Below are 21,790 nucleotides of genomic sequence, written 5' to 3'. Positions count from 1 at the left end.
TTTCCTGCATGCAGGGAAGCAAGGCAATAAAAGTTTGGCAAGTGTGCGGATTAGGTGACAAAGTGATGCATGTACATTGGGTACAAACGTGGCATGCAGTTCTTCTTAATAATTGATTGTTGTTTTCGTAGAGGCTTTAAAATGGTGAGCTCATTGTATGTACGTGTTTAATAAAATATTGGATTTAACATTTTATTTATTTTTTGAACTTTTTTTTGGCGCTGTTGATTTTTATGAAAGGGGTATCGTTGGCAAATGGAAAACATAGTTCTCTATTAATAAATCCCTGTACAAAATGTATACGTAAGTATGAAAAGACTGGCTTAAAATTGTGCTTATGAAGAAGAACAGCTGTTTCATTCCTTTCCTGTTTTTTGTTTGTTGTATCACCAGCGAAGCAGCCTTTTGCCAAATAAAAGTGAGTGGAAGAATAATGGATGCGGGCACCATGCAGCCACTCGGATACGCCGCCATAGCAGATTTGGGGAGTAATGGTGCAAGTACAAGTTCTGACCAGTCAGGTAATTTCATACTATTCCTTAAAAATATAAATGATAGCCTGGCAGTTTCTCTGGTTGGTTATAAATCCCAGCATGTTCATACAGGCAGCCAGGCAAATATCACCATTGAACTGGAGCATGCAGTACTTAATTTAAAAGATATAGTGGTACTTCAAAATAACAGCGTCACTAAATTCAGCACTTTGAGTAAGATAGATCTTGATCTTAAACCGGTACGCAATACGCAGGAATTGTTGCGCCTTGTGCCCGGCCTGTTCGTAGCGCAGCATGCCGGTGGAGGAAAGGCCGAGCAAATATTTCTTCGGGGATTTGATTGCGACCATGGCACCGACGTGCAGGTATCAGTCGATGGCCTGCCGGCAAACATGGTAAGCCATGCACACGGGCAGGGGTACGCCGATGCACATTTTATCATCCCTGAAACCATCAATAATATTGATTTTGGGACCGGCCCTTACTATGCTGATCATGGTAATTTAAACACGGCCGGCTATGTTGCATTCAGTACGTTTAATAATATAGCCAACAGCAGGATACAGGTTGAAGCTGGCAGATTTAATACTTACCGTGCATTAGCCATGCTCGATCTGATCAAAAAAGATAAAATCAGGCAGAGCGGTTATATTGTCTGCGAAGTCAATTATACGAATGGCCCCACCATTAATCCGCAACATTTTAAGCGTTACAACATTTTTGGAAAGTACAATCTGGCCCTTAGCGACCGTACACAGTTGACTGCAAACGTGTCTTCTTTTGCAAGTGGCTGGAACGCATCTGGCCAGGTACCTGAAAGAGCCGTGGCGAACGGTTTGATTGATCGTTTTGGAAGTATTGATGCAAGCGAAGGTGGCCAAACGCAACGGTACAATGCAAGCCTGCTGCTCATACATCATTTTACGAACGGGGCTTACTGGCAAAACCAGTTGTTTTACAGCCGCTATCTGTTTGACCTCTATTCTGACTTTACGTTTTATTTAAATGATCCTGTCAAGGGAGACGAAATAAACCAGGGCGAAAGAAGAAACCTTGCCGGGTACCAGACCAAGCTAAATCACCAATACCAGCTGGGTAAGTTTAGCCTGAAATCCACATACGGCGCAGGTGTAAGGTATGATGTCACACAGGATAGTAAACTAACACATGTTGTAAAACGTGTATTTTTAAGTAACATTCAATTGGGAAATATAAAGGAAACCAACGGATTCGCCTTTACGCAGCAGCAGTTTAGTGAAGGAAAATGGCTTTTAGATGCCGGGCTTCGTGCAGACTATTTTCACTTTTATTATTTTAACAAGTTAAGCAATCTGCAACAGCCAGGGCAATCAAAAATGACCCTCAGTCCTAAAATAAATATCCAGTACACAGCCACTGCCGCCTTGCAGCTGTACGTAAAAACTGGCAAGGGATTTCATAGCAATGATACAAGGGTAGTGGTGGCCAATAACGGAAAGGAAATTTTACCTGCCGCTTACGGAACAGATCTGGGTATAATTATAAAGCCCAACAAAAAGTTGCTATTCAACATCGCCGCCTGGTATTTAAAACTAAACCAGGAGTTTGTATATGTAGGTGATGATGGCAATATTGAACCTGCCGGTAAAACCCTGCGCAAAGGCGTAGACGTGATTGCCCGCTATCAGCTGGCAAACAATATTTTCGCCAATGTCAATGTCAACTTTACAAAACCAAGGGCACTAGGTTTAGATAAGGGAGCAAACTATATTCCGCTTGCGCCCACAGCCACCAGTACAGGCGGCCTGTATTACAAGGCCAGCAAGGGATTCAATGGCAGCATATCCTATCGCTATATTAAAAACCGACCCGCCAATGAAGACAACAGCATCATAGCCAAAGGCTATTTTTTAGCCGATGCCTCCATCAATTATACCAAACCCACTTATGAAATAGGACTGGCAATAGAAAACATGCTGAACGCACAATGGAACGAAGCACAGTTTGCCACCACTTCCCGTTTACAAAATGAAACCGCAGCCACTACCGAACTTAATTTTACGCCGGGCACACCTTTTTTCGCCAGGTTAAAACTCGCTGTGTTTTTTTGATGGAACGCTGGTGTTATATACAATTGCGTTATTTTAGCGCATACTTTGCAAATTCTTCCTAACAGTATTTGCATGTGCAAAGACTTCGTAAATCCGGACTGGTGAGAAACCGGTTATGTAAAACTTTCAGGTAATGCATGTAAAACTTTTTTCCCCGTTGTTAGTTATTTTTGTACTCTCCAGTTTAGCAGTTTCCGCTCATAAAACTTACCAGGTAACAATTAAACTAAATAGAGCGATAAGTATTAGCCAGTTAAAAATTTATGTTGATGATGGCCAGTCCCAAAAGTTAATAGAGATTAAGGATACCCAAAACTTAGCAATTAACATTAAAGGAGTCTACTACTCAAATTACGCAATGATCAAACTTACCTATCCTGAACCGGGGTTGCTGGTAGAGTATTTCGAAAACCGTTTTTTTGTTACAGAAAAGGCCGCTGTAATAATATTGAACAAAGGAGATGCAGGTAAATCGCCTTTTCAAAATTATAACCTTATTAACGCATTTGATTTTAAAAAAGAAAAGGATAGGATGTTAGCATACAGTGCAAGAGAGGAGAGCAATCGGCGGTCGTTTGTTTTGCAACATGATAAAGAAATTTATCACGGTAGTGACACAGCTGCACAAAATGAAAATGCCCGGCTGGGTCTGCTGATTCTTAAAAAGAATTTTGATTATGTCCTTAAAAATGGAAATTCGTATTATGCCTTTGTTTACTTTAGAAGAAACCTGCTAAACCTCCAATCACCGGATTCGATACTGTTGATTTTTAACAGCACATTTCCTGATAAATTTAAAAACAGTGAAGAAGGTAGGTTTTTAAAAAAACATTTAGCAGGTAAATTAACTGTCAAAGTAAATAATATGGCGCCGGATTTCAACGCAAAAGATATTGACGGTAATAAAGTTTCGCTCTATTCATTTCGCGGAAAAAAATTGGTTTTGCTGACCTTCTGGGCCACCTGGTGTGGACCGTGTATAACAGAAATGCCTGAAATAAGAGCGTTGCATGATAAATATTCCAAAAGTCTGGAAGTAATTTCTATCGCCTATAGCTCCCAATACACTACTTACTTAAAAGCTGTAAAAGACAACAACATGCACTGGATTAATATCTATGATGATGCGACGTTAATTAATGATTACGGTGGCCTAACCGCCATCCCAAGAATTTATCTGATAGACAAGAATGGGAAAATAATTTATGACAACAGGGTTGGTGAAAAGGGGGATAGCGATTTAAGCAAATTGGAAACCAAGCTGGGTAATTTGCTATTAGAGGAATAAGTTTTGTTGTAAGATTTTCATTGTAATTATATCTCTTCGAAATCAAAAATCTGGAGAGGCTGAGAGTATTCATACAATCGAACGTTAGCGTCAGTCTATGATAACCTTCAATTTAAAAAGCAAAATTCAACACTATGTTAAATAAATCTTTCACGCCTTTTCCAAATTTGACAACAGAAAGGCTGGTGCTCAGACAACTGGAGATTAATGATGAACAGGAAATTTTAACTTTGCGTTCTGATAGCGAAATCAATAAATACCTTGACAGGCCAATAAGCAAAACGATTGATGATGCAAGGAATTTCATAACTAAGGTGAATGAGAATATCAGCAAAAACAACTCCTTATATTGGGCAATTACTATGCGTGACGGCGACACATTAATCGGTACAGTTTGCCTTTTTAGTTTTTCAGATGAAAATGACCAGTGTGAAATTGGCTATGAATTGTTGACAAACTTCCAGGGACATGGCATAATGAAAGAGGCTGTTGAAAAAGTGATTGACTATGCATTCAATACAATTAAAGTTCGAAAAATAGAAGCGTTCTCTCACAGGGATAACCAGGATTCTTTGAAGCTGTTGAAGAAACTTTCGTTTACAGAATCAAATGAACCTGATAATAGAGAGCCTTACTTACTATACTACTATTTGACAAATTCAATTGGGAATTTTAAAAGCATTATTTAAAAGCAAACCAGTCTTCATTTTTTGCCTTGGCATTCATCGTGAATTTACGCAATGTCCGGTTGGACAAGTGGCGTTAACATTTTTGTATGAAGCTGTTTTTTTAATTACTCATCATGGTGTGTTGTTCGGCCACTGCCATTTAGCAAGAGATCACGGGTACTGCGGCTTTAAAGCAATTCCTCGAAAACGCGACGGTGGCCATCAGGAGTGCTTTTGAAAAAGGTGATGCAGCTTTGGAAGGGCGATTGCATAGCCCAGACGTTATAAATATTCAGTGGTAACAATATAGTGCTTGGCAGGGCTTCGATAGAAAAAGGCGCAGGGGAATGGTTACAAAATTCAAAGGTGCAGTTTACTGACAACACGGTGGAGAACACGGAATTCGTGTACAAAATCGCTATACAGACCTCCATTTTTTATTTAATTTTTAAAGGAGGAAGTATATACGAATCGACCTGACATACCAAATATTCAATTGATTTTTTAACACTAATTGCTATTAAACAGGAATTAAAAATAGATGTTAGCAAACTATTGTTGAGTTGTCAAAAAAATTGGGTCAAAAACCGCCATTTGCAGGAGCAGGCGATGGGACAGCACCTGTATAAATGGCGAGTGGACTTTTCGCAATTGGATTCCAGCCACAATTAGTAATGGAATCTACAAGGGCGAATGCATTCATACATTTGATATAATCAAAATTGACTTTGACCCTGCGTTTGAGTTTATTTTGTAACCATAATGTCCCATTTTGCTTACAAATTTTTCCATATACTTTTCTCTAAAAAAATATTTATCAAAACACTTGAGAAACCGAATAGTTGCGCATATATTTGCAACCGATTGGATGCGTAAATAGAAAATTAAAATCATGAGGCGAGATATTTTTCAGGCAATAGCCGACCCAACGAGGAGGGCAATAATTACCTTAATAGCATTGCAGGCAATGACGCCTAATGCCATTGCTGAAAACTTCAATACCACCCGGCAAGCTGTGTCCAAGCATTTGCGGATACTTACAGAATGCGAACTGGTGAAGCAGGAACAACAGGGCAGGGAAATCTATTATTCACTTGAAATTAAAAAAATGAAAGAAATAGATAAATGGCTTGAGCAATTCAGGAAGCTTTGGGAAACCCGCTTTAATCAACTTGATATCGTATTATCAACCATAAAAAAACAGAAAAAATGAGCGCTAACTTATTATTTGATTTTACTGTTGACAAAAAAGCCAAAATGGTATACATCACCAGGGAATTTGATGCTGAACTTTCACTGGTGTGGGATGCTTTTACAAAACAGGAACTGCTTGACCAATGGTTGGCACCTAAACCCTGGACCTGCAAAACGAAATACATGCATTTTAAAATTGGCGGCAAAAGATTTTATGCAATGGTAAGCCCTGAAGGAGAAGAGCGTTGGGCAATTCAGGAATACACTTCCATTACTCCTAAAACCAACTTTAAAATGTATAATGCTTTTGCAGATGCAGCTGAAAATCGTGAATTACCTGGATCTGAATGGGATCATACTTTCAGCGAACAAAATGGTACAACAAAAGTGAGCATCACTATTTACAATGAATCGCTTGAAAGGTTAGAGAGGATATTGGACGGCTTTACACAAGGAATGAAAATGTCATTGAGCAACCTGGAAAATCTGTTGGCAAGGTTATCTCAAAAATGACAGGATTACAAAATAATCGCAAATACTTCAATGCATTAAAATGACCGTACAGCAACAAATCAAGGAGTATATTACCAGCCTGCCTGAACCAAAACGCAGTGACATGGAAGCCCTGCACCACCGTATTTTGCAAATAATGCCGGCATGTAAATTATGGTTCCTGGATGGTAAAAACAGTGAAAATAAAACTGTTTCTAATCCTAATATCGGATATGGATCTTACATTATAAAATATGCTGATGGTACAAGCAGGGAATTTTATCAAATTGGTTTAAGTGCAAATACAACCGGTATTTCTGTATACATTCTTGGTATAGAGGATAAGACGTACTTAGCCAAAACCTATGCAAATAAAATAGGAAAGGCAACCGTCACCGGGTATTGCATCAGGTTTAAAGCACTGAAAGATATAAACCCTGGCATACTTGAAACTTCAATTTTATATGGCGTTGAGGCCACGAATAAAAAGGATGACCTGACGAAATGATTTAAAAAAATAGAATGCCTTCTAATAACAATTAAACAATACAAAAATTAAAAATTATGGCACGTATCAATCCTCACATGAACTTCAACGGAAACGCCGAAGAAGCATTTACCTTTTACAAATCAGTATTTGGCGGAGAGTTTGTAAAGATTATCCGTTTCAAAGACCTGGCAAGTGCTGACTTTAAGGTTGCAGAAAAGGAAGAAAATAAAATTATGCATATTGCCCTGACTATTGGTAAAACTGATATGTTGATGGGAAATGATGTACCGGAATTTATGGGAAAAACAAATGAAAATGAGAACAGAAGCAAAATTGTAATAACCGCAGAGAGCAAAGAAGAAGCGGATCAATTGTTTAATGGGCTGTCTGTAGGAGGACAAATCGAGGGGCCTATTGGTGATAGTCCCTGGGGTTCCTATTTCGGTTGTTTTAGAGACAAATATGGTATTGAATGGATGGTGGACTTTGACCCTAAAAACAACGGGTAATAACCGCTAAAAACTACGTCAGCCAGGCTCCTTGAAATCAGAAGCGGTTTTCAAATTAATCAACATAAAAAAGTCCCGGAAAACCTCCGGGACTTTTACTGAATGTGTTACAAGTGCTAACCGAATAAGCCACCTTTTTTAAAGTGTCGTGTGCCTTCGCCAATTTTAAAACCGTTGTGATAAACTTCAATTTTGTAATCCCCGGTTATGTACGGCGAGTTTTGTTTCCAGTCAAAACTAACCCGCTGTTTTTCCCCCTGGTTATAATTTACACTAACTTTTTGTGTGTAAGTTTTTTGTTCTCCTTCCCTGGTAGTGAATACTCCTGAACCAAGCGCTTCAACTGATACAGGTTTACCGTCAGGTGCGGTAACAAGGATGTACAAATCTTTCGGACCGGAAGTGGCAATCCTGTTTTCATCGAGGTCAAAGGCAATGCGGATTTTATCTACTTTTTTTGCTTTGGTTGTTTCTTTTTCCTTACCATTTCCCTTGTCATCTATTCCCACAATTGAGAAGTTGGCTGCATGTAAGGTTGAACCAACGTCGATAACGTCTTCCCTTGCCTTGATTACATTTTTTGCTGAATCATAATCCTGCTTTACTTTATTTCTTTCCTGTGTCACCACCTCTTTTTCCTGAGTCAATACCGCATTTTCTCCTTTCAATGTTTCTATCTGTACTTTGTAATCCGCAATATCAGTATTGAGTGAGGCTATTAATTCTTTAGCCTGTTTCAATTCCGCTGCAGTAGCATGTTGCTTGGAAAGAATACCCTGTATTTGTGCCTTTTTTGCGGCAATCTCCCTGTCTTTTGCAGTAATGGTACTGTCGTTTTTTGCATTCGTGGTCTTTAAAATATCGTAGCGCATAGTCGCTTCTTCAAGCTGGCTTTGCAGTGTATCTTTTTCTGTAACTACCGATGCATACTGCACATCTTTTTTTTGAATCTCATCTTTTGTTTTACTCTTATCCCAAATGATATAGCCCCAGGTACCAAGTAGTGCAATAATCAACGGAATAGATAAAAGCGTGCGCCAATCTTTTTTCTGCTCTCTTGGAGGAGTAGATTGTGGTGATTCTGATGGAGGGAAATTTTCGAATGCCATATGGAGTTGTTTTTGGTTATAAAAATAATGAATGTGAAAATATGTTTGGTTCCAAATGTGGATATGTTAACAACTAAGTTAAAAAATCTACAATTTTTATAAAAGTGAATTTCTAAAACCATGCCAGTTTTAATAAGGCCAATGACTTGCAGCGCACGTAATTTATAGTTTGATTTTAATTATTTTTGAAATTCAACTGTACAGATATGAATTTTAAAACAATCGGCTTGCTAATAGCTTCCAATATTTTTATGACGTTTGCATGGTACGGCCTTTTAAAAGAAAAAGGATTAACCATGTGGAAGGCAATTTTGCTGAGCTGGTGCATTGCTTTTTTTGAATACAGCCTGATGGTGCCGGCAAACAGGATTGGTTACCTGAGCGGTATGAGCGGCTTTCAGTTAAAGATTACACAGGAAGTAATCACGCTTGTGGTGTTTGCCATCTTCGCAGTGGTGTACCTGAAGGAACCTTTACAATGGAAATACCTGGTAAGCTTTGTCTTGCTGTTGGGTGCTGTCTATTTTATGTTTAAAAAATAAATAACGCTCTGCACTCTTTTTTCAAAATGGAATACTTTGTTTAGTGCTGGTACCCGTATGTTGCAGGGCCTTATCTTTGTTTATAACTAAATACTTTTATGGAGACCAAACGTTCTGCAGCCATCAGCTTTATTTTTATTACCCTGTTAATAGATGTTACAGGTATCGGTCTGATTATACCGGTTGTGCCGGGGCTGATAGAGCGGCTGATTCATGGTACTATCAGCGATGCTTCAAGGTATAGCGGCTGGCTGGCTTTTGCATATGCCATTATGCAATTTTTATTTGCGCCCTTGCTGGGTAACCTCAGCGATAAATATGGCAGGCGTCCCGTTTTGCTGCTTTCCTTACTTGGTTTGGGAATTGATTACATTTTCCTTGCCCTGGCACCTTCCATCGGCTGGTTGTTTATAGGCCGCCTCATTGCTGGTTTTGCCGGTGCCAGTTTTACAACCGCAACTGCTTACATTGCCGATATTAGCACGCCACAGAACAGGGCACAAAACTTTGGTATGGTTGGGGCTGCATTCGGGTTGGGATTTATACTGGGGCCTGTTATTGGCGGACTGCTCGGCGAATATGGAGTTAGAGTTCCTTTTGTTGTAGCAGCGTGCCTGAGTCTTGTAAATTGTTTGTATGGCTACTTTGTGTTACCCGAATCTTTGGCGGTTGAAAATCGTAGAGAGTTTCAGTGGAAAAGAGCCAACCCGATTGGAAGTCTCAAACAATTACAAAAATATCCCGCGGTGGGAGGGCTGATTCTTTCTTTTTTCCTGATCTATTTAGCGGCCAATGCCGTACAAAGCACCTGGTCTTTTTTCGGAATAAAGCAGTTTAACTGGACGCCACGCACCATTGGTATTTCGCTTGGCTTGGTTGGCTTGCTGGTGGGAGCAGTACAGGGCGGTTTAATACGTATTGTAAACCCGTGGCTGGGAAATAAAAAAAGTGTTTACCTGGGGATTGCGTTATATGCTGTTGGCCTGTTTTTATTTTCCATGGCTACGCAAAGCTGGATGATGTTTTTATTTTTGGTGCCTTACTGTCTTGGTGGTGTGTGCGGTCCTGCATTACAATCCATCATCAGCGGACAGGTTCCCGCAAACGAACAGGGCGAATTGCAGGGCGGCCTTACCAGCGTAATGAGCGTTACCAATATTATCGGACCGTTGTTAATGACGAATTTGTTCTCCTACTTCACCAAACCAGGTGCGCCGGTGCATTTTGCTGGTGCAGCCTTTTTTTTAGGCGGCCTGTTTATGACCATCAGTTTGGTATTGGCCTGGCGTACCTTGCGGCATAACACAACCATCTCATAAAAAATTGTTCAGCAGATGATCAAAGATATCAGCGATTTTAAAAACGTTTTTTTTATCGGCATTGCGGGAACAGGCATGAGCGCCATTGCGCAATACCTGGCAGGCATTCAAAAAAATGTGAGTGGCAGCGACCGCTATTTTAGAGAAGGTGAAGCAAATGATACCAAAGAAAAATTATCAGCGGAAGGCATACAATGTTTTTTGCAAAACGGAGAAGGCATCACCGCAAATACTGACCTGGTAGTTGTGTCCACAGCCATTGAGGATACGGTGGCAGAAGTACAAAAAGCAAAGCTTCTCAACATCCCTATTTTAAAACGCAGCGAAGTATTAGCACTGATTGCAAAGAGCAAAAAAACAATTGCCGTTGGCGGAACCTCCGGTAAAAGTACCACCAGTGCTATGTTGTACGATATACTGGCAGCGGGAGGCTTACAGCCCGGCATCATCAGTGGCGCCGGCCTTATCAGTATTATTAAGGAAGGAAAGATTGGCAATGCGAAAGTTGGCAAAGGTGATTGGCTGGTAATTGAAGCTGATGAAAGTGATGGTTCTATTGTACAGTACCATCCTGAAGTTGGCCTGTTGCTAAACATTGATAAAGACCACCAGGAGATTGACGAACTGATAGAAATATTCGGCACATTTAAAAAGAATACACAACAATTATTTATAGTCAACCAGTCCAATGCATTGGCGAGCCAGTTGTCTGTAAATGCAGCCAATGATTTTGGTGTCGGTATAGATAGCGATGCAGGTTACAAGGCAGCAGCCTTTGAACAAAAATGCCTGACCATCACATTCAACATCAACGGAACAGATTTTAGTTTAAACACGGTTGGTAAACTGAACATGGAAAATGCATTGGCAGCAACAGCCGTAGCCAATCAACTGGGAGTCGATCTTGCCACCTGTTCCACAGCCTTAAAAAACTACGAAGGTATTTACCGTCGGCACCAGGTATTGGGCCACCAGCATGGCGTTTGGCTGATTGACGATTACGCACATAACCCGGTAAAATGTGCCCGCAGTATCGAAGCTTGCCAGCCTGTTGCAGAAAAAGTGATTGCCTGGTTTCAACCGCATGGATATGGACCGACCCGCTTTTTAAGAAATGATTTTGTAAAAGAAATAGCCGCTGTATTAAGGCCGCAGGATGAAATATGGATGAGTGAAATTTTTTATGCCGGCGGTACAGCAGTAAAAGATATTTCGGCAAACGACCTGATCAATGATTTGAAAGCTCTCGGCAAAAATGCTTTTTTTGTGAGTGACAGAAAAGACTTTTTGCAAACCGCCAGAACACATTTTACAGATAATTGTGTGCTGCTTTTAATGGGTGCAAGAGATCCGGGGCTGGAACAATTTGGAAAAGAAATTTTAGCAGGTTTATAAGTTTAAGAGACCTAAATACAAGTTTCGAATGTCAGCAACACTGATCACCAACATACAACAACTCGTTAACGTACGGGAGCAAAGCAATCTTCTTTGTGGTTCGGACATGACCACACTGCCCTGTATAGAAAACGCGTTTGTATTGATTGAAGATGGCGTGATTGCAGACTACGGTGCTATGTTTGAGCTGGAGCTTAAAGTGCCTCGTCTTCCCAAACATATTATTGATGCACAGGATTGTTTTGTACTGCCTGCCTGGTGCGATAGCCATACCCACATTGTGTTTGCGGCCAGTCGCGAAAGCGAATTTATTGATAAGATAAAAGGAATCAGCTATGCTGAAATTGCGGCGAAGGGGGGCGGAATTTTAAACTCCGCACAAAAATTAAACGATGCCACCGAAGACGAATTGTTCAACCAGGCCTGGAAAAGATTACAGGAAGTCAGTCAGCTGGGCACGGGCTCCATCGAAATAAAAAGCGGCTACGGATTAACAGTTGAAAGCGAGATAAAGATGTTGCGGGTGATAAAGCGGCTGAAAGAAAAATCGAACCTGCTGATAAAATCTACTTTCCTGGGAGCACATACTTATCCCATTCAGTTCAAAGAGAATCATGGTGGATATATTGACAGTATCGTCAACGAAATGCTGCCGGTAATTGCTCAGGATAATTTGGCGGATTACATCGATGTGTTTTGTGAGACCGGTTTCTTTTCACCGGAAGAAATGGAAACCATTTGCAAAGCCGGCATGCGTTATGGCCTGAAACCTAAACTACATGTAAACCAGTTAAACAGCATTGGCGGTATTGAAATGGGGCTACAGTTAAACGCTATATCGCTTGATCATTTAGAAACCTTAACGGGCGAAGAAATTAACAGCTTGGGTAATCAAAACAAGCAGGGCAAACAAACCATCTGCACCTTATTGCCAACGGCAGCTTTTTTTTTAAGAATGGGTTTTCCCAATGCCCGTGCTTTGATGGATGCCGGTTGTGCCATTGCACTGGCAAGTGATTTTAACCCCGGTTCATCGCCAAGCGGCAATATGAATTTAGTGCTTGCGATGGCTTGTATTCAAATGAAAATGTTGCCGGAGGAAGCCATCAATGCCGCTACCATTAACGGCGCTTTTGCAATGGAGTTGGGCGACGCAGCCGGCAGTATTACTATCGGTAAAAAGGCCAATTTGATTTTTACCAAATCTATTCCTTCGCTTGCCTACCTGCCGTATGCTTTTGGCAGCAATTTAATTGATAAGGTGATGATCAATGGAGAATATGTCTGAATTAAGATTTTTGTCTGAACGCAGATTTTGGCGGATAGGGAATGATTAAAAAGTTTTTGGAAGATCCTATTTTCATGCCATGATCATCACTCTGATGTTGATATTCTTTTGCATCTTTGATAAAATTAAGAGTTCAATATTAACGCTAAAAAGACAGCTAAAAATATATTTACATGCAACAGCTTATTGAATGTGTTCCCAATTTTAGTGAAGGAAATAATCTAAATATCATTAACCAGATTACTGCTGAAATTGAAGCCGTGGATGGCGTACGTTTATTAAATGTGGACCCGGGTAAAGCGACCAACCGTACCGTTGTGACGATGGTAGGTACGCCTGAAGCTGTTGTGGAAGCGGCTTTCAGGGCCATTAAAAAAGCCGGCGAGCTGATTGACATGAGCACGCATAAAGGCGAGCATCCCCGCATGGGCGCTACGGATGTTTGTCCGCTGATACCGGTGGCCAATATTTCAATGGAGGATACGGTACAGTATGCGCTGAAACTGGCAAAGCGGGTGGGGGAAGCGTTACAATTACCGGTGTATTTATATGAAGCTGCGCAACCTAACAAGCAGCGCAGCAATTTATCGCATATACGTGCTGGTGAGTATGAGGGCTTTGCAAAAAAGATAGAACACCCTGATTGGAAACCTGATTTTGGCCCTGCTATGTTTGATGCCAAACGTGGCGCTACTGTAATTGGTGCCCGCGATTTTTTAGTGGCCTACAATGTAAACCTGAACACCACCAGCACACGCCGTGCAAATGCCATTGCGTTTGATGTAAGGGAAGCTGGCCGTGTAAAGCAGGTAAACGGTAAACCAGAGCTGGATGAATATGGTAAGCCGGTAAACATTCCCGGTAGTTTAAAAGCGGTGAAGGCAATCGGCTGGTTTATTGAAGAGTATGGCATAGCACAAATTTCCATCAACCTCACCAACATCAATGTAACCCCCGTGCACATTGCATTTGATGAAGTCTGTACCAAAGCAAACGAGCGGGGTATACGCGTGACCGGCAGTGAGCTGGTAGGATTGATTCCATTAAAAGCCATGCTGGATGCAGGAAAATATTTTTTGTTGAAACAACAACGCTCAACAGGCGTGTCAGAAAAAGAACTGATCAAAATTGCCATTAAATCGATGGGCCTGGATGAACTGGCGCCTTTTAAATCAGAAGAAAGAATCATAGAGTATTTGCTGGCTGAGAAAGTTGACAGCAAACTGATTAATTTATCACTCACTGATTTTGCAGATGAAACTGCCAGCGAAAGTCCTGCCCCTGGCGGTGGCTCTATTGCAGCATACATCGGCGCTTTAGGCATTTCTCTTGCTACAATGGTAGCCAATTTATCATCCCATAAAAAAGGCTGGGATGATCGCTGGAAAGAGTTCAGCGATTGGGCGGATAAAGGCCAGCAATACAAAAATGAATTGCTGAAACTGGTAGATGCAGATACCAAAGCTTTCAACCAGATCATGGATGCATTTGGTTTACCAAAAACAACAGACGAAGAAAAAGCTGCACGCACAAAAGCCATTCAGCTGGCCACTAAATATGCCATTGAGATTCCATTTAAAGTAATGCAGCTGGCACATGCCAGCATGCAGGTTATAAAAGCCATGGCCGAAACTGGCAATCCCAATTCTGTGTCGGATGCAGGCGTTGGCGCACTCTGTGCACGCAGTGCTGTGATGGGCGCTTTCATGAATGTACGCATCAATGCAGCTGGTTATGCCGATGGTGAGTTTGTAAAAGATATTGTCGCGAGGGGTAACGAAATTGAACAGGAAACGATAGCATTGGAAGCGACAATTCTAAAAATCGTTAATGAAAAAATTGGTTTGTAAAAACATGCTTACAGTTGCATAATTTTCTCAACTGAATTCATCAACAAGCGTTATCAAAATATTTTTGTCCGGGCTAAGAAGCTTTGTTGAACATCGTTGCATCGCCCTCTTGTACTTTTATTTTTCTATTGAGCTGTTGCGCTCAAATACTTGCCTATAAAGGGTTTTGTAGTTTCTTATTATCCTTGCCTTTAAATTAATGTTCACTTCAAGCTAGCAATACTGCAACTGGTTGAAGGCGCTCCACACGGATATATAGTACAAGTGAGCGACACAACGATGCTGCTATGAAAAACTGCTGCCCGGACCAAAATATTTTCCTTTTCACAGCAACGCATAAATGCTTTCCGGCAAATTTATCTATTAACATTTCATTGGTAAACGAAGTGAATCCGATTACATCTTATATGCATTCATAACAATTAAACTTACAACCATGAAAATGACATTTACAATTTTAGTACTCGCCACTTTATCTACTTCTGCAGCATGTGCACAATATGATGGTAACCGCCGCAACGACAATAAATATGATAACAATAATTCGCACGAAGTAGTCAACAGTTTTCCAACAAGGGGCGGGGGTTATGACGACAGGGGCGATCGTTATTTTTCTGAAAGGGAAAAAAATATGCAGATTGCCCAAATCAACCGGGAATACAATTATAAAATTCAGTCTGTGAAGAGCCATTTTTTTATGAGCCGTTTTCAAAAGGGCCGTAAAATAGATGCCCTGAATTTTCAGCGTGACCGGGAGATACATTCGGTAATTGAAAAATTCCATCACCAGGGTCACAACAAAAGAGGATATGACGGTGACAGGCCGAACTGGTAAACACAATTAATAACTATAACGAATACACGCAGTATAAAACGTTTGTAAATTTTTACAAGCAATGCAATCACAATTTAAACTTACCAATCATGAAAAAAACTTTTACAATTTTAGCCGCAGTAATATTTTTTACTACAGCTGCATCGGCCCAATACAGGAGTGACCGATCCGATGACAAAGGGTATGACAATACTGTCGGTATGAACACCCGTGAAAACGGTTATGGTGACCGCGGACGCAACTATTATTTTTCTGAAAGAGAAAAAAACATGCAGATTGCCAGGATCAACCATGAATACCACGAAAGAATGGAAGCCGTACGTTTTAATTTCTATATGAGTCGTTTTAGAAAAGCACGCATCATTGAAGGCTTGCAATTTAAACGCGACAGGGAAATTCATGAAGTAATGGAAAATTTTTATGGCCGTGGCCGTTATCACAGGGACCACGATGATTATGACAGAAGGAACTGGTAATACAACTGAAACCAGCAAAAATGAGCCTCCGCTTGCGGGGGCTTTTTTATTATATTTGCGCACTAAAATCAATACAGTAAACCAATGTACAAAGCAGTTTTTATAGATATGGATGGCACATTATTAAAGAGTGATCATTCTGTGAGCGATGCCAACAGGCAGGCCATTCATCACCTGCAGCAAAAGGGAATTTTGGTAGTACCGATTTCTGCACGGCCTTTACACGGTATGAAGCACATAATAAAAAATGTTGTAGCCGACGATGCGCCATTGGTGAGTTTAAATGGAGGTTATATTGTACACAAGGATGAAGTGATTTTTCAGGATGCAGTTTCATTGCACGAAGCTGCAAGTGTTCATAAAGAATTATCCATGTATGACGTGTCTGCCATGTATTACAGCCAGATGGAATGGTTTGCAGAACAGGAAACCGACCGCATTAAAAAGGAACAAAAAATTACGGCTGTTAAAATAAAAATTCAACCCTTTGGTGAAACTCTTCAATATTGGGATGAACAAAAAAATGGCCCGAACAAGATATTGATTGCCGGCGAAAAGCACCTGGTACATGATATTGAACAGCGGCTTGTTGAATTGCATGGCGGAAAGCTGAATATTTTTAAATCACAATCCACTTACCTGGAAGTGATGAGCAGCGCAGCTTCCAAGGCAAAGGCCGTTGAGTTCCTTATGAACCGCTATGGTATTGAGCAAAAAGAAATTATTGCGATAGGAGATAATTTTAATGATCAGGGAATGATTGAGTTTGCCGGTATGGGTGTGGCCATGGGCAATGCGCCTGAACAAATAAAAGCAGTGGCCAATTATGTTACAGACACCAACAACAATGATGGTGTCGCCAAAGCATTGCAATATTGTTTTAATTAAAACCAGGTAATCCAATACATACAACAGCCACCAGGTTTTACCCGGTGGCTGTTTACATGCTTGAATCATATTTACTTTATAACATCTTCCAGTTCTGTTTCATCATCATTTACGTCACCTGCTATCAGCGCATCCTGGATCTCCATTGTCTGCGCCTGTCTTCTGTCGGTTGATACATCTTTTGCCTTATTCAGCATGCTTGCCAGTACATCCGTGCATTCGCTTACCGAAGTCTCAAAATATTGACTGTTCTTTTTTACAAACAAATCATTGCCCGGCACTTCCAGCCGCACTTCACAATAATTATTTTCAGGGTTGGTGTCCGGCTCTTTAAACAAGGTTACGTTGGCCCTGATAATGGTCTCACTTTTTAAGCCATTCATCTTTTCTGTAATAAACTGCTCAATTGATTCTCCTGCTTTAAATCCTAAGGATTGAATAATGATATCCATGGTGTTTTTTAATGATAGTCAGGCAGCAATTGTGCCAAACAAATTTTAAGCATAATTGTCAGTCCTCCGGATTTGCCTCGTGTTATTAATCAGCAAAAATTGATTCATTAAAAGGATGCATGCGGATAAGTTCAAATTTTGTTAACTTCCCAATATGAAACATTTTATGTTTTACTCCAAAGAAGATATCCTATCGCTGACAAAAATCCGCCGTTTTGAAACCCGGATAGGGGAGCGGATAAAACACCTGCCGGTAACGAACGATTGGATGGAAGCATTGCAGCAATCTGCCGCAAAGTATGTGCTGCTGGGCATTCCGGAAGATATTGGTGTGAAGGCGAATTATGGAATAGGTGGTACGGATACCGCCTGGCTACCCTTTTTATCCTGCTTTTTAAATAACCAAAGCAATGATTTTTTAAATGGTGAAAATATATTGCTGCTGGGTCATTTTGATTTTGGAGACATTAAATACCTTATAGAAAACAATGCGGATAATCCTGATGAACTGATAGAAGCTTACCGCCATGCAGTAAACAGCATAGATGAAGCCGTGGAGAATATGATCAAAGTAATTACGGCGTTAAAAAAAATACCCATTATAATTGGGGGCGGGCAAAACAATGCCTATCCCATTATTAAGGGAACGGCAAAGGGGCTGCATAAAGCAGACGTTATTCCACTTGCACAGATCAATTGTATTAACCTGGATGCGCATGTTGATTTTAGTGCAACCGAAGGAAGACACAATGGCAATGGGTTTCATTATGCTGAAGAAGATGGGTATCTTGGTAAATACTGCATTATAGGTGTACATGAAAATACAATATCCCAAAATGTGTTGCTGGAAATACACAACAATCCCTTTATAGATTACATCACCTACGAGGAAATTTTTATCCACGGCAGAAAAAACTTTATGCAGTCCGTAGCTCACGCAACCGGGTTTACGGAAGATACCTACACCGGCATAGAGCTGGATTTAAATTGTATTGAACAGGTACTAAGCAGTGGGATGCTGCCGGCAGGAATATCTGTGTTGCAGGCAAGGCAATACGTTACTTTTACAGCCCAGGATTCCAAACCTGCTTACCTGCACATCAGCGAAGGTGCCGTGCAATTGGTTGACGGTAAAAAAAATGATACCACGGGAATACTGATCAGTTACCTTGTAAGTGATTTTGTAAAAGAGTTGTCGCAGGATTGATCAGGGGCGCAGGGCTTCCGCCATTTCTTTTTCTGTAGCCACACCATCTTTGCGCCAGACCTGTTTTCCATTTTTAAATACTATAAAGACTGGCAGAGCAGTTACTGCATATTTTTTCAACAGGTCAAGATCTTTACCTCCATCCACTTTCACCAGCTCAAACTGGTTGGCATGATTGCTTTGAAGACTTTTTATGACAGGCTCCATTTTTTTGCAGGGGGGGCACCAGGTTGCGCCGAAATCAACCAGCACCGTCTTGCCACTGATGGCTGCATTAAAAGCTTCCTCCGTCATTTGCTTTTCATCAGATTTTCCTTCCAGCGGTTTATTGGCGGCCTTCCATGCATTGATGCCACCTGAAAGTTCTATTACATTTTCATAGCCTTCTGAACGTAACTGCTTTGCTGCAGCGGCACTCCGGCCGCCGGCCAGGCAATAGATATACACAGGTTTGTTTTTATCTACAAATGCAACCCTGCGGCTGAATTCTGCTTTGTCGTTCCAGTTGGCCAGCAATGTGTTTTTAATATGGCCAGCACTGTATTCTTCCGGTGTTCTTACATCTAAAATTTGTACAGAATCTTTGGTGATTGCTTTTTCAAATTCATCTGCCGTTAAGTTGGTTTTCTGTTGCGCCTGGCAGGAAATTAAAATCAACCCAAACAAGAAAGCAATGGCTGTGCGGTGAATTATTTTCATAAAGAAATAGTTAAGCTGCAACCAGAAAATCTGTCTGCCAGCGGCAGACGGATTTTTCCTGGTATAATTAATTTTTAAAAAGCAATAACAAAGAAGCCAATTTATCTTTCAGTTCTTTCCTGTTGATGATAAAGTCAAGGAAACCATGTTCCAGTAAAAACTCGCTGCGTTGAAAACCTTCCGGCAAGTCTTTTTTAATTGTTTCCTTGATTACTCTCGGGCCGGCGAAGCCAATCAATGCACCGGGTTCACCGCAGATAATATCGCCCAGCATCGCAAAGGAAGCAGTTGTTCCTCCAAAAGTAGGATCGGTACACAGCGAGATGTAAGGAATTTTGGCGTCGGATAACTGCGATAATTTACCCGAAGTTTTGGCAAGCTGCATTAATGAAAATGCGCTTTCCATCATCCTGGCACCTCCACTTTTATTGATGATCATAAATGGAATGCGGTGTAAAATACAATAGTCGCATGCACGGCTTATTTTTTCACCCATCACGCTGCCTAAACTGCCACCGATAAATTCAAAATCCATACAGGCAACCACAAAATCATTGCCTTTTAATTTGCCATGTCCTACAGTGATGGAATCGTGAATGCCAGTCTTGGCGTAGGTTTCATCCAGCCTTTTATTGTAGGGTTTTAAATCTACAAATTGTAAATAGTCTGTGGATACAATATTGGCAAACAGCTCTTCGTATTCATTGTCATCAAACAAAATTTCAAAATATTCTCCGCTGCCAATGCGGTGATGATGATCGCATTTAGGACAAACAAATAAGTTCTCCCTGAGTTCCGAAACGGTGCAGGTGTATTTGCAATTGGGACATTTGGTCCATAGCCCTTCGGGTGCATCGGCCTTGTCTTTTGTTGCCGTAAGAATGCCTTTTTTAATACGTTTAAACCAGCTTCTTTTTGTTTCATCTGATTCTCCGTCTTCGCCGGCAAGGTTGGCATCAAAATCTTCTTCTTTTATCATAATAAGCCCCACCTGCATTGTATTGCAAGAAGCTAAAAAATGCAGGCTTCTTTTAAAAGTTAAAAATTTATTACATCTTTAAAAACAGCTTTTTAAGGGTGGTGTAAAATAACTGCAAACAATTTACATTACCTTAAGAAATATAAATTGTTTGCAGTGCTATATTAAAGACTATGCATTACGGTTAAGACAATTCAAATCGTCAAAAGCGGTTTCAAGACGTTTGATAAAAGTCTCCTGTCCTTTGCGTAACCATACCCTTGGATCGTATTGTTTTTTGTTTGGTTTATCGCTTCCTTCGGGATTACCCAGTTGTCCCTGCAGGTAGCCTTCATTCTTTTTATAATTGTTTAAAACACCTTCCCAGAATGCCCATTGCAAATCGGTATCAATGTTCATTTTGATGGCGCCGTATCCAATTGCTTCCCTTATCTGGCTTTGCGGAGATCCGCTGCCACCATGGAATACAAAGTAAACGGGTTTTGGACCGGTCTGTAATTTTTTCTGAATATACACCTGGCTGTTGTTTAAAATTTCAGGGCGCAATTCAACGTTACCTGGTTTGTAAACACCATGCACATTACCAAAAGCTGCGGCAATGGTAAACATGTTGCTTACCTTACCCAATTCTGTATAAGAATACTCAACGTGTTCCGGTTGGGTATATAATTTATCATTTTCAACATCGCTGTTGTCAACTCCATCTTCTTCACCGCCGGTAACACCCAGTTCAATTTCAATACTCATACCCAATGGTGCCATTCTCTTGAAAAACTCTACTGATGTATGGATGTTTTCTTCAATTGGTTCTTCACTTAAATCAAGCATATGCGAACTGAATAAAGGCTGGCCTTTTTCCTTGTAAAATTGTTCGCCGGCATCAATCAATCCGCTGATCCATGGTAACCATTTTTTTGCAGCATGGTCGGTATGCAGTACAACAGGTACACCGTAATACTTGGCTACATTGTGTATATGCAAAGCGCCGGAAATGGCGCCTGAAATATTGGCTTGTAACTTATCGTTCGGCATTCCTTTACCTGCAAGGAACTGGGCGCCGCCATTGCTGAATTGTATAATTACAGGAGAGTTAACTTTTGCTGCCGCCTCAAGCGTAGCATTGATGGTATCTGTGCCTATGCAGTTTACTGCGGGTAAGGCAAACTGGTTGTCTTTAGCGTCATTATAAAGGGCTTCTAGTTCTGCGCCGAACAATACGCCGGCTTTGTATTTACTCATGTTGGTGTTTTTTTACAAAAATAAGTGAATTTCACTTTTGGTTAATGGTTATTTGAAACTGATATGCATCTGCAAAAAGATACAAAGGTATCAGCAACAGGTGTTTTTAGAACAATTGTGAAGGCGGAGTGGCAATACACGGTTAAAGATAACCGAATAACTTAAAACGCAGCATTGCTCAGGCCAGGCGGCCTGAACAATGCATTGCTGGTGTATAAATTTGTGAAGAGGTGGTTTGGGGGACAGATAATAAACCAGGCATTAGAGCTTTGGATATAAAAACGGGA

Annotated in this window: 22 protein-coding genes; 16 read left to right on the top strand and 6 right to left on the bottom strand. The window is 40.7% G+C overall.

All coding sequences use genetic code 11. The features are described 5' to 3' along the window. Positions 1–337 precede the first annotated feature (337 nt). The 3 genes from JWR61_RS20815 (at position 338) to JWR61_RS20805 (ending at position 4,561) form a co-directional block, all read left to right on the top strand. Entirely contained in the window at positions 338–2,584 is a 2,247-nt protein-coding gene (locus tag JWR61_RS20815; protein ID WP_301929633.1) for a TonB-dependent receptor, read from the top strand. Positions 2,585–2,942: 358 nt separating this feature from the next. Further along, complete coding sequence (locus JWR61_RS20810) at positions 2,943–3,872, top strand: TlpA disulfide reductase family protein (RefSeq protein WP_301929632.1); 930 nt, start codon at positions 2,943–2,945, stop codon at positions 3,870–3,872. Positions 3,873–4,006: 134 nt separating this feature from the next. Then, entirely contained in the window at positions 4,007–4,561 is a 555-nt protein-coding gene (locus JWR61_RS20805) for a GNAT family N-acetyltransferase (RefSeq protein ID WP_301929631.1), read from the top strand. Positions 4,562–5,120: 559 nt separating this feature from the next. Here the strand turns inward: JWR61_RS20805 and JWR61_RS20800 are convergent. Continuing rightward, positions 5,121–5,243 (bottom strand): hypothetical protein, encoded by a 123-nt coding sequence (locus JWR61_RS20800; protein ID WP_301929630.1) that lies wholly within the window; start codon positions 5,241–5,243, stop codon positions 5,121–5,123. Between the two features lie 189 nt (positions 5,244–5,432). Here JWR61_RS20800 and JWR61_RS20795 point away from each other — a divergent pair, with 189 nt between their 5' ends. From JWR61_RS20795 to JWR61_RS20780, 4 genes are read left to right on the top strand one after another with little or no spacing between them, the layout of a single operon-like run. Next, complete coding sequence (locus tag JWR61_RS20795; protein ID WP_301929629.1) at positions 5,433–5,753, top strand: helix-turn-helix transcriptional regulator; 321 nt, start codon at positions 5,433–5,435, stop codon at positions 5,751–5,753. Beyond that, on the top strand, positions 5,750–6,247 hold the full coding sequence (locus tag JWR61_RS20790; RefSeq protein WP_301929628.1) for an SRPBCC domain-containing protein: 498 nt from the start codon (positions 5,750–5,752) through the stop codon (positions 6,245–6,247). The genes JWR61_RS20795 and JWR61_RS20790 overlap by 4 nt, the downstream gene beginning before the upstream one ends. A gap of 40 nt (positions 6,248–6,287) precedes the next feature. Beyond that, on the top strand, positions 6,288–6,734 hold the full coding sequence (locus JWR61_RS20785; protein ID WP_301929627.1) for a DUF1801 domain-containing protein: 447 nt from the start codon (positions 6,288–6,290) through the stop codon (positions 6,732–6,734). 56 nt (positions 6,735–6,790) lie between these two features. Further along, positions 6,791–7,225 carry a VOC family protein gene (locus JWR61_RS20780; protein ID WP_301929626.1) on the top strand — a complete coding sequence of 145 codons (435 nt, stop codon included), beginning with the start codon at positions 6,791–6,793 and terminating at the stop codon, positions 7,223–7,225. Between the two features lie 116 nt (positions 7,226–7,341). On the opposite strand, the gene JWR61_RS20775 is transcribed toward JWR61_RS20780, so the two are convergent. Continuing rightward, entirely contained in the window at positions 7,342–8,334 is a 993-nt protein-coding gene (locus JWR61_RS20775; RefSeq protein ID WP_301929625.1) for a hypothetical protein, read from the bottom strand. Positions 8,335–8,540: 206 nt separating this feature from the next. Here JWR61_RS20775 and JWR61_RS20770 point away from each other — a divergent pair, with 206 nt between their 5' ends. The 8 genes from JWR61_RS20770 to JWR61_RS20735 all read left to right on the top strand — a co-directional run bounded on the left by JWR61_RS20770 (position 8,541) and on the right by JWR61_RS20735 (position 16,927). Then, positions 8,541–8,876, top strand: a complete 336-nt coding sequence (locus JWR61_RS20770) for a DMT family protein (protein ID WP_290338432.1) — start codon at positions 8,541–8,543, stop codon at positions 8,874–8,876. Positions 8,877–8,974: 98 nt separating this feature from the next. Beyond that, positions 8,975–10,195, top strand: coding sequence for a TCR/Tet family MFS transporter (locus JWR61_RS20765; RefSeq protein WP_301929624.1), 1,221 nt, complete (start codon positions 8,975–8,977; stop codon positions 10,193–10,195). Positions 10,196–10,210: 15 nt separating this feature from the next. Beyond that, a complete protein-coding gene (locus JWR61_RS20760; RefSeq protein WP_301929623.1) occupies positions 10,211–11,590 on the top strand; it encodes a UDP-N-acetylmuramate--L-alanine ligase in 1,380 nt (459 codons plus the stop codon). Between the two features lie 28 nt (positions 11,591–11,618). Continuing rightward, on the top strand, positions 11,619–12,878 hold the full coding sequence (hutI, locus tag JWR61_RS20755) for an imidazolonepropionase (RefSeq protein ID WP_301929622.1): 1,260 nt from the start codon (positions 11,619–11,621) through the stop codon (positions 12,876–12,878). Positions 12,879–13,051: 173 nt separating this feature from the next. Next, on the top strand, positions 13,052–14,728 hold the full coding sequence (ftcD, locus tag JWR61_RS20750; protein WP_301929621.1) for a glutamate formimidoyltransferase: 1,677 nt from the start codon (positions 13,052–13,054) through the stop codon (positions 14,726–14,728). 436 nt (positions 14,729–15,164) lie between these two features. After that, on the top strand, positions 15,165–15,563 hold the full coding sequence (locus JWR61_RS20745; RefSeq protein WP_301929620.1) for a hypothetical protein: 399 nt from the start codon (positions 15,165–15,167) through the stop codon (positions 15,561–15,563). Between the two features lie 89 nt (positions 15,564–15,652). Next, positions 15,653–16,039, top strand: coding sequence for a hypothetical protein (locus JWR61_RS20740; RefSeq protein ID WP_301929619.1), 387 nt, complete (start codon positions 15,653–15,655; stop codon positions 16,037–16,039). An 84-nt stretch (positions 16,040–16,123) separates the two neighbouring features. After that, a complete protein-coding gene (locus tag JWR61_RS20735) occupies positions 16,124–16,927 on the top strand; it encodes a Cof-type HAD-IIB family hydrolase (protein WP_301929618.1) in 804 nt (267 codons plus the stop codon). 71 nt (positions 16,928–16,998) lie between these two features. On the opposite strand, the gene JWR61_RS20730 is transcribed toward JWR61_RS20735, so the two are convergent. Further along, positions 16,999–17,379 (bottom strand): HPF/RaiA family ribosome-associated protein, encoded by a 381-nt coding sequence (locus JWR61_RS20730; RefSeq protein WP_301929617.1) that lies wholly within the window; start codon positions 17,377–17,379, stop codon positions 16,999–17,001. Between the two features lie 154 nt (positions 17,380–17,533). On the opposite strand from JWR61_RS20730, the gene JWR61_RS20725 reads away from it, so the two are divergent. Continuing rightward, positions 17,534–18,586, top strand: coding sequence for an arginase family protein (locus JWR61_RS20725; protein WP_301929616.1), 1,053 nt, complete (start codon positions 17,534–17,536; stop codon positions 18,584–18,586). Here JWR61_RS20725 and JWR61_RS20720 read toward each other — a convergent pair whose 3' ends face one another. The 3 genes from JWR61_RS20720 to fbaA all read right to left on the bottom strand — a co-directional run bounded on the left by JWR61_RS20720 (position 18,587) and on the right by fbaA (position 21,503). Continuing rightward, positions 18,587–19,285 carry a thioredoxin domain-containing protein gene (locus JWR61_RS20720; protein ID WP_290338421.1) on the bottom strand — a complete coding sequence of 233 codons (699 nt, stop codon included), beginning with the start codon at positions 19,283–19,285 and terminating at the stop codon, positions 18,587–18,589. It abuts the gene before it with no gap. 67 nt (positions 19,286–19,352) lie between these two features. After that, positions 19,353–20,264, bottom strand: coding sequence for an acetyl-CoA carboxylase, carboxyltransferase subunit beta (gene accD / locus JWR61_RS20715; RefSeq protein WP_290338420.1), 912 nt, complete (start codon positions 20,262–20,264; stop codon positions 19,353–19,355). A 171-nt stretch (positions 20,265–20,435) separates the two neighbouring features. After that, entirely contained in the window at positions 20,436–21,503 is a 1,068-nt protein-coding gene (gene fbaA, locus JWR61_RS20710; RefSeq protein WP_290338419.1) for a class II fructose-bisphosphate aldolase, read from the bottom strand. Between the last annotated feature and the right edge of the window lie 287 nt (positions 21,504–21,790).

It is taken from the genome of Ferruginibacter sp., from assembly GCF_028288465.1.
Classification (GTDB): domain Bacteria; phylum Bacteroidota; class Bacteroidia; order Chitinophagales; family Chitinophagaceae; genus Ferruginibacter.
Note: the sequence above shows the minus strand (reverse complement) of the source record. Positions and strands in the feature narration are given on the sequence as shown.

What these genes read in the sequence shown, in the direction of transcription:
- JWR61_RS20735 (WP_301929618.1), top strand. Translation starts at nt 16,124, where the DNA reads ATGTACAAAGCAGTTTTTATAGATATGGATGGCACATTATTAAAGAGT.
- hutI (WP_301929622.1), top strand. Translation starts at nt 11,619, where the DNA reads ATGTCAGCAACACTGATCACCAACATACAACAACTCGTTAACGTACGG.
- JWR61_RS20800 (WP_301929630.1), bottom strand. Translation starts at nt 5,243, where the DNA reads ATGAATGCATTCGCCCTTGTAGATTCCATTACTAATTGTGGCTGGAAT.
- JWR61_RS20725 (WP_301929616.1), top strand. Translation starts at nt 17,534, where the DNA reads ATGAAACATTTTATGTTTTACTCCAAAGAAGATATCCTATCGCTGACA.
- JWR61_RS20745 (WP_301929620.1), top strand. Translation starts at nt 15,165, where the DNA reads ATGAAAATGACATTTACAATTTTAGTACTCGCCACTTTATCTACTTCT.
- JWR61_RS20765 (WP_301929624.1), top strand. Translation starts at nt 8,975, where the DNA reads ATGGAGACCAAACGTTCTGCAGCCATCAGCTTTATTTTTATTACCCTG.
- JWR61_RS20790 (WP_301929628.1), top strand. Translation starts at nt 5,750, where the DNA reads ATGAGCGCTAACTTATTATTTGATTTTACTGTTGACAAAAAAGCCAAA.
- JWR61_RS20805 (WP_301929631.1), top strand. Translation starts at nt 4,007, where the DNA reads ATGTTAAATAAATCTTTCACGCCTTTTCCAAATTTGACAACAGAAAGG.
- JWR61_RS20815 (WP_301929633.1), top strand. Translation starts at nt 338, where the DNA reads ATGAAGAAGAACAGCTGTTTCATTCCTTTCCTGTTTTTTGTTTGTTGT.
- JWR61_RS20770 (WP_290338432.1), top strand. Translation starts at nt 8,541, where the DNA reads ATGAATTTTAAAACAATCGGCTTGCTAATAGCTTCCAATATTTTTATG.
- JWR61_RS20810 (WP_301929632.1), top strand. Translation starts at nt 2,943, where the DNA reads ATGATCAAACTTACCTATCCTGAACCGGGGTTGCTGGTAGAGTATTTC.
- JWR61_RS20760 (WP_301929623.1), top strand. Translation starts at nt 10,211, where the DNA reads ATGATCAAAGATATCAGCGATTTTAAAAACGTTTTTTTTATCGGCATT.
- ftcD (WP_301929621.1), top strand. Translation starts at nt 13,052, where the DNA reads ATGCAACAGCTTATTGAATGTGTTCCCAATTTTAGTGAAGGAAATAAT.
- accD (WP_290338420.1), bottom strand. Translation starts at nt 20,264, where the DNA reads ATGATAAAAGAAGAAGATTTTGATGCCAACCTTGCCGGCGAAGACGGA.
- JWR61_RS20740 (WP_301929619.1), top strand. Translation starts at nt 15,653, where the DNA reads ATGAAAAAAACTTTTACAATTTTAGCCGCAGTAATATTTTTTACTACA.
- JWR61_RS20795 (WP_301929629.1), top strand. Translation starts at nt 5,433, where the DNA reads ATGAGGCGAGATATTTTTCAGGCAATAGCCGACCCAACGAGGAGGGCA.
- JWR61_RS20775 (WP_301929625.1), bottom strand. Translation starts at nt 8,334, where the DNA reads ATGGCATTCGAAAATTTCCCTCCATCAGAATCACCACAATCTACTCCT.
- JWR61_RS20730 (WP_301929617.1), bottom strand. Translation starts at nt 17,379, where the DNA reads ATGGATATCATTATTCAATCCTTAGGATTTAAAGCAGGAGAATCAATT.
- JWR61_RS20780 (WP_301929626.1), top strand. Translation starts at nt 6,791, where the DNA reads ATGGCACGTATCAATCCTCACATGAACTTCAACGGAAACGCCGAAGAA.
- JWR61_RS20785 (WP_301929627.1), top strand. Translation starts at nt 6,288, where the DNA reads ATGACCGTACAGCAACAAATCAAGGAGTATATTACCAGCCTGCCTGAA.
- fbaA (WP_290338419.1), bottom strand. Translation starts at nt 21,503, where the DNA reads ATGAGTAAATACAAAGCCGGCGTATTGTTCGGCGCAGAACTAGAAGCC.
- JWR61_RS20720 (WP_290338421.1), bottom strand. Translation starts at nt 19,285, where the DNA reads ATGAAAATAATTCACCGCACAGCCATTGCTTTCTTGTTTGGGTTGATT.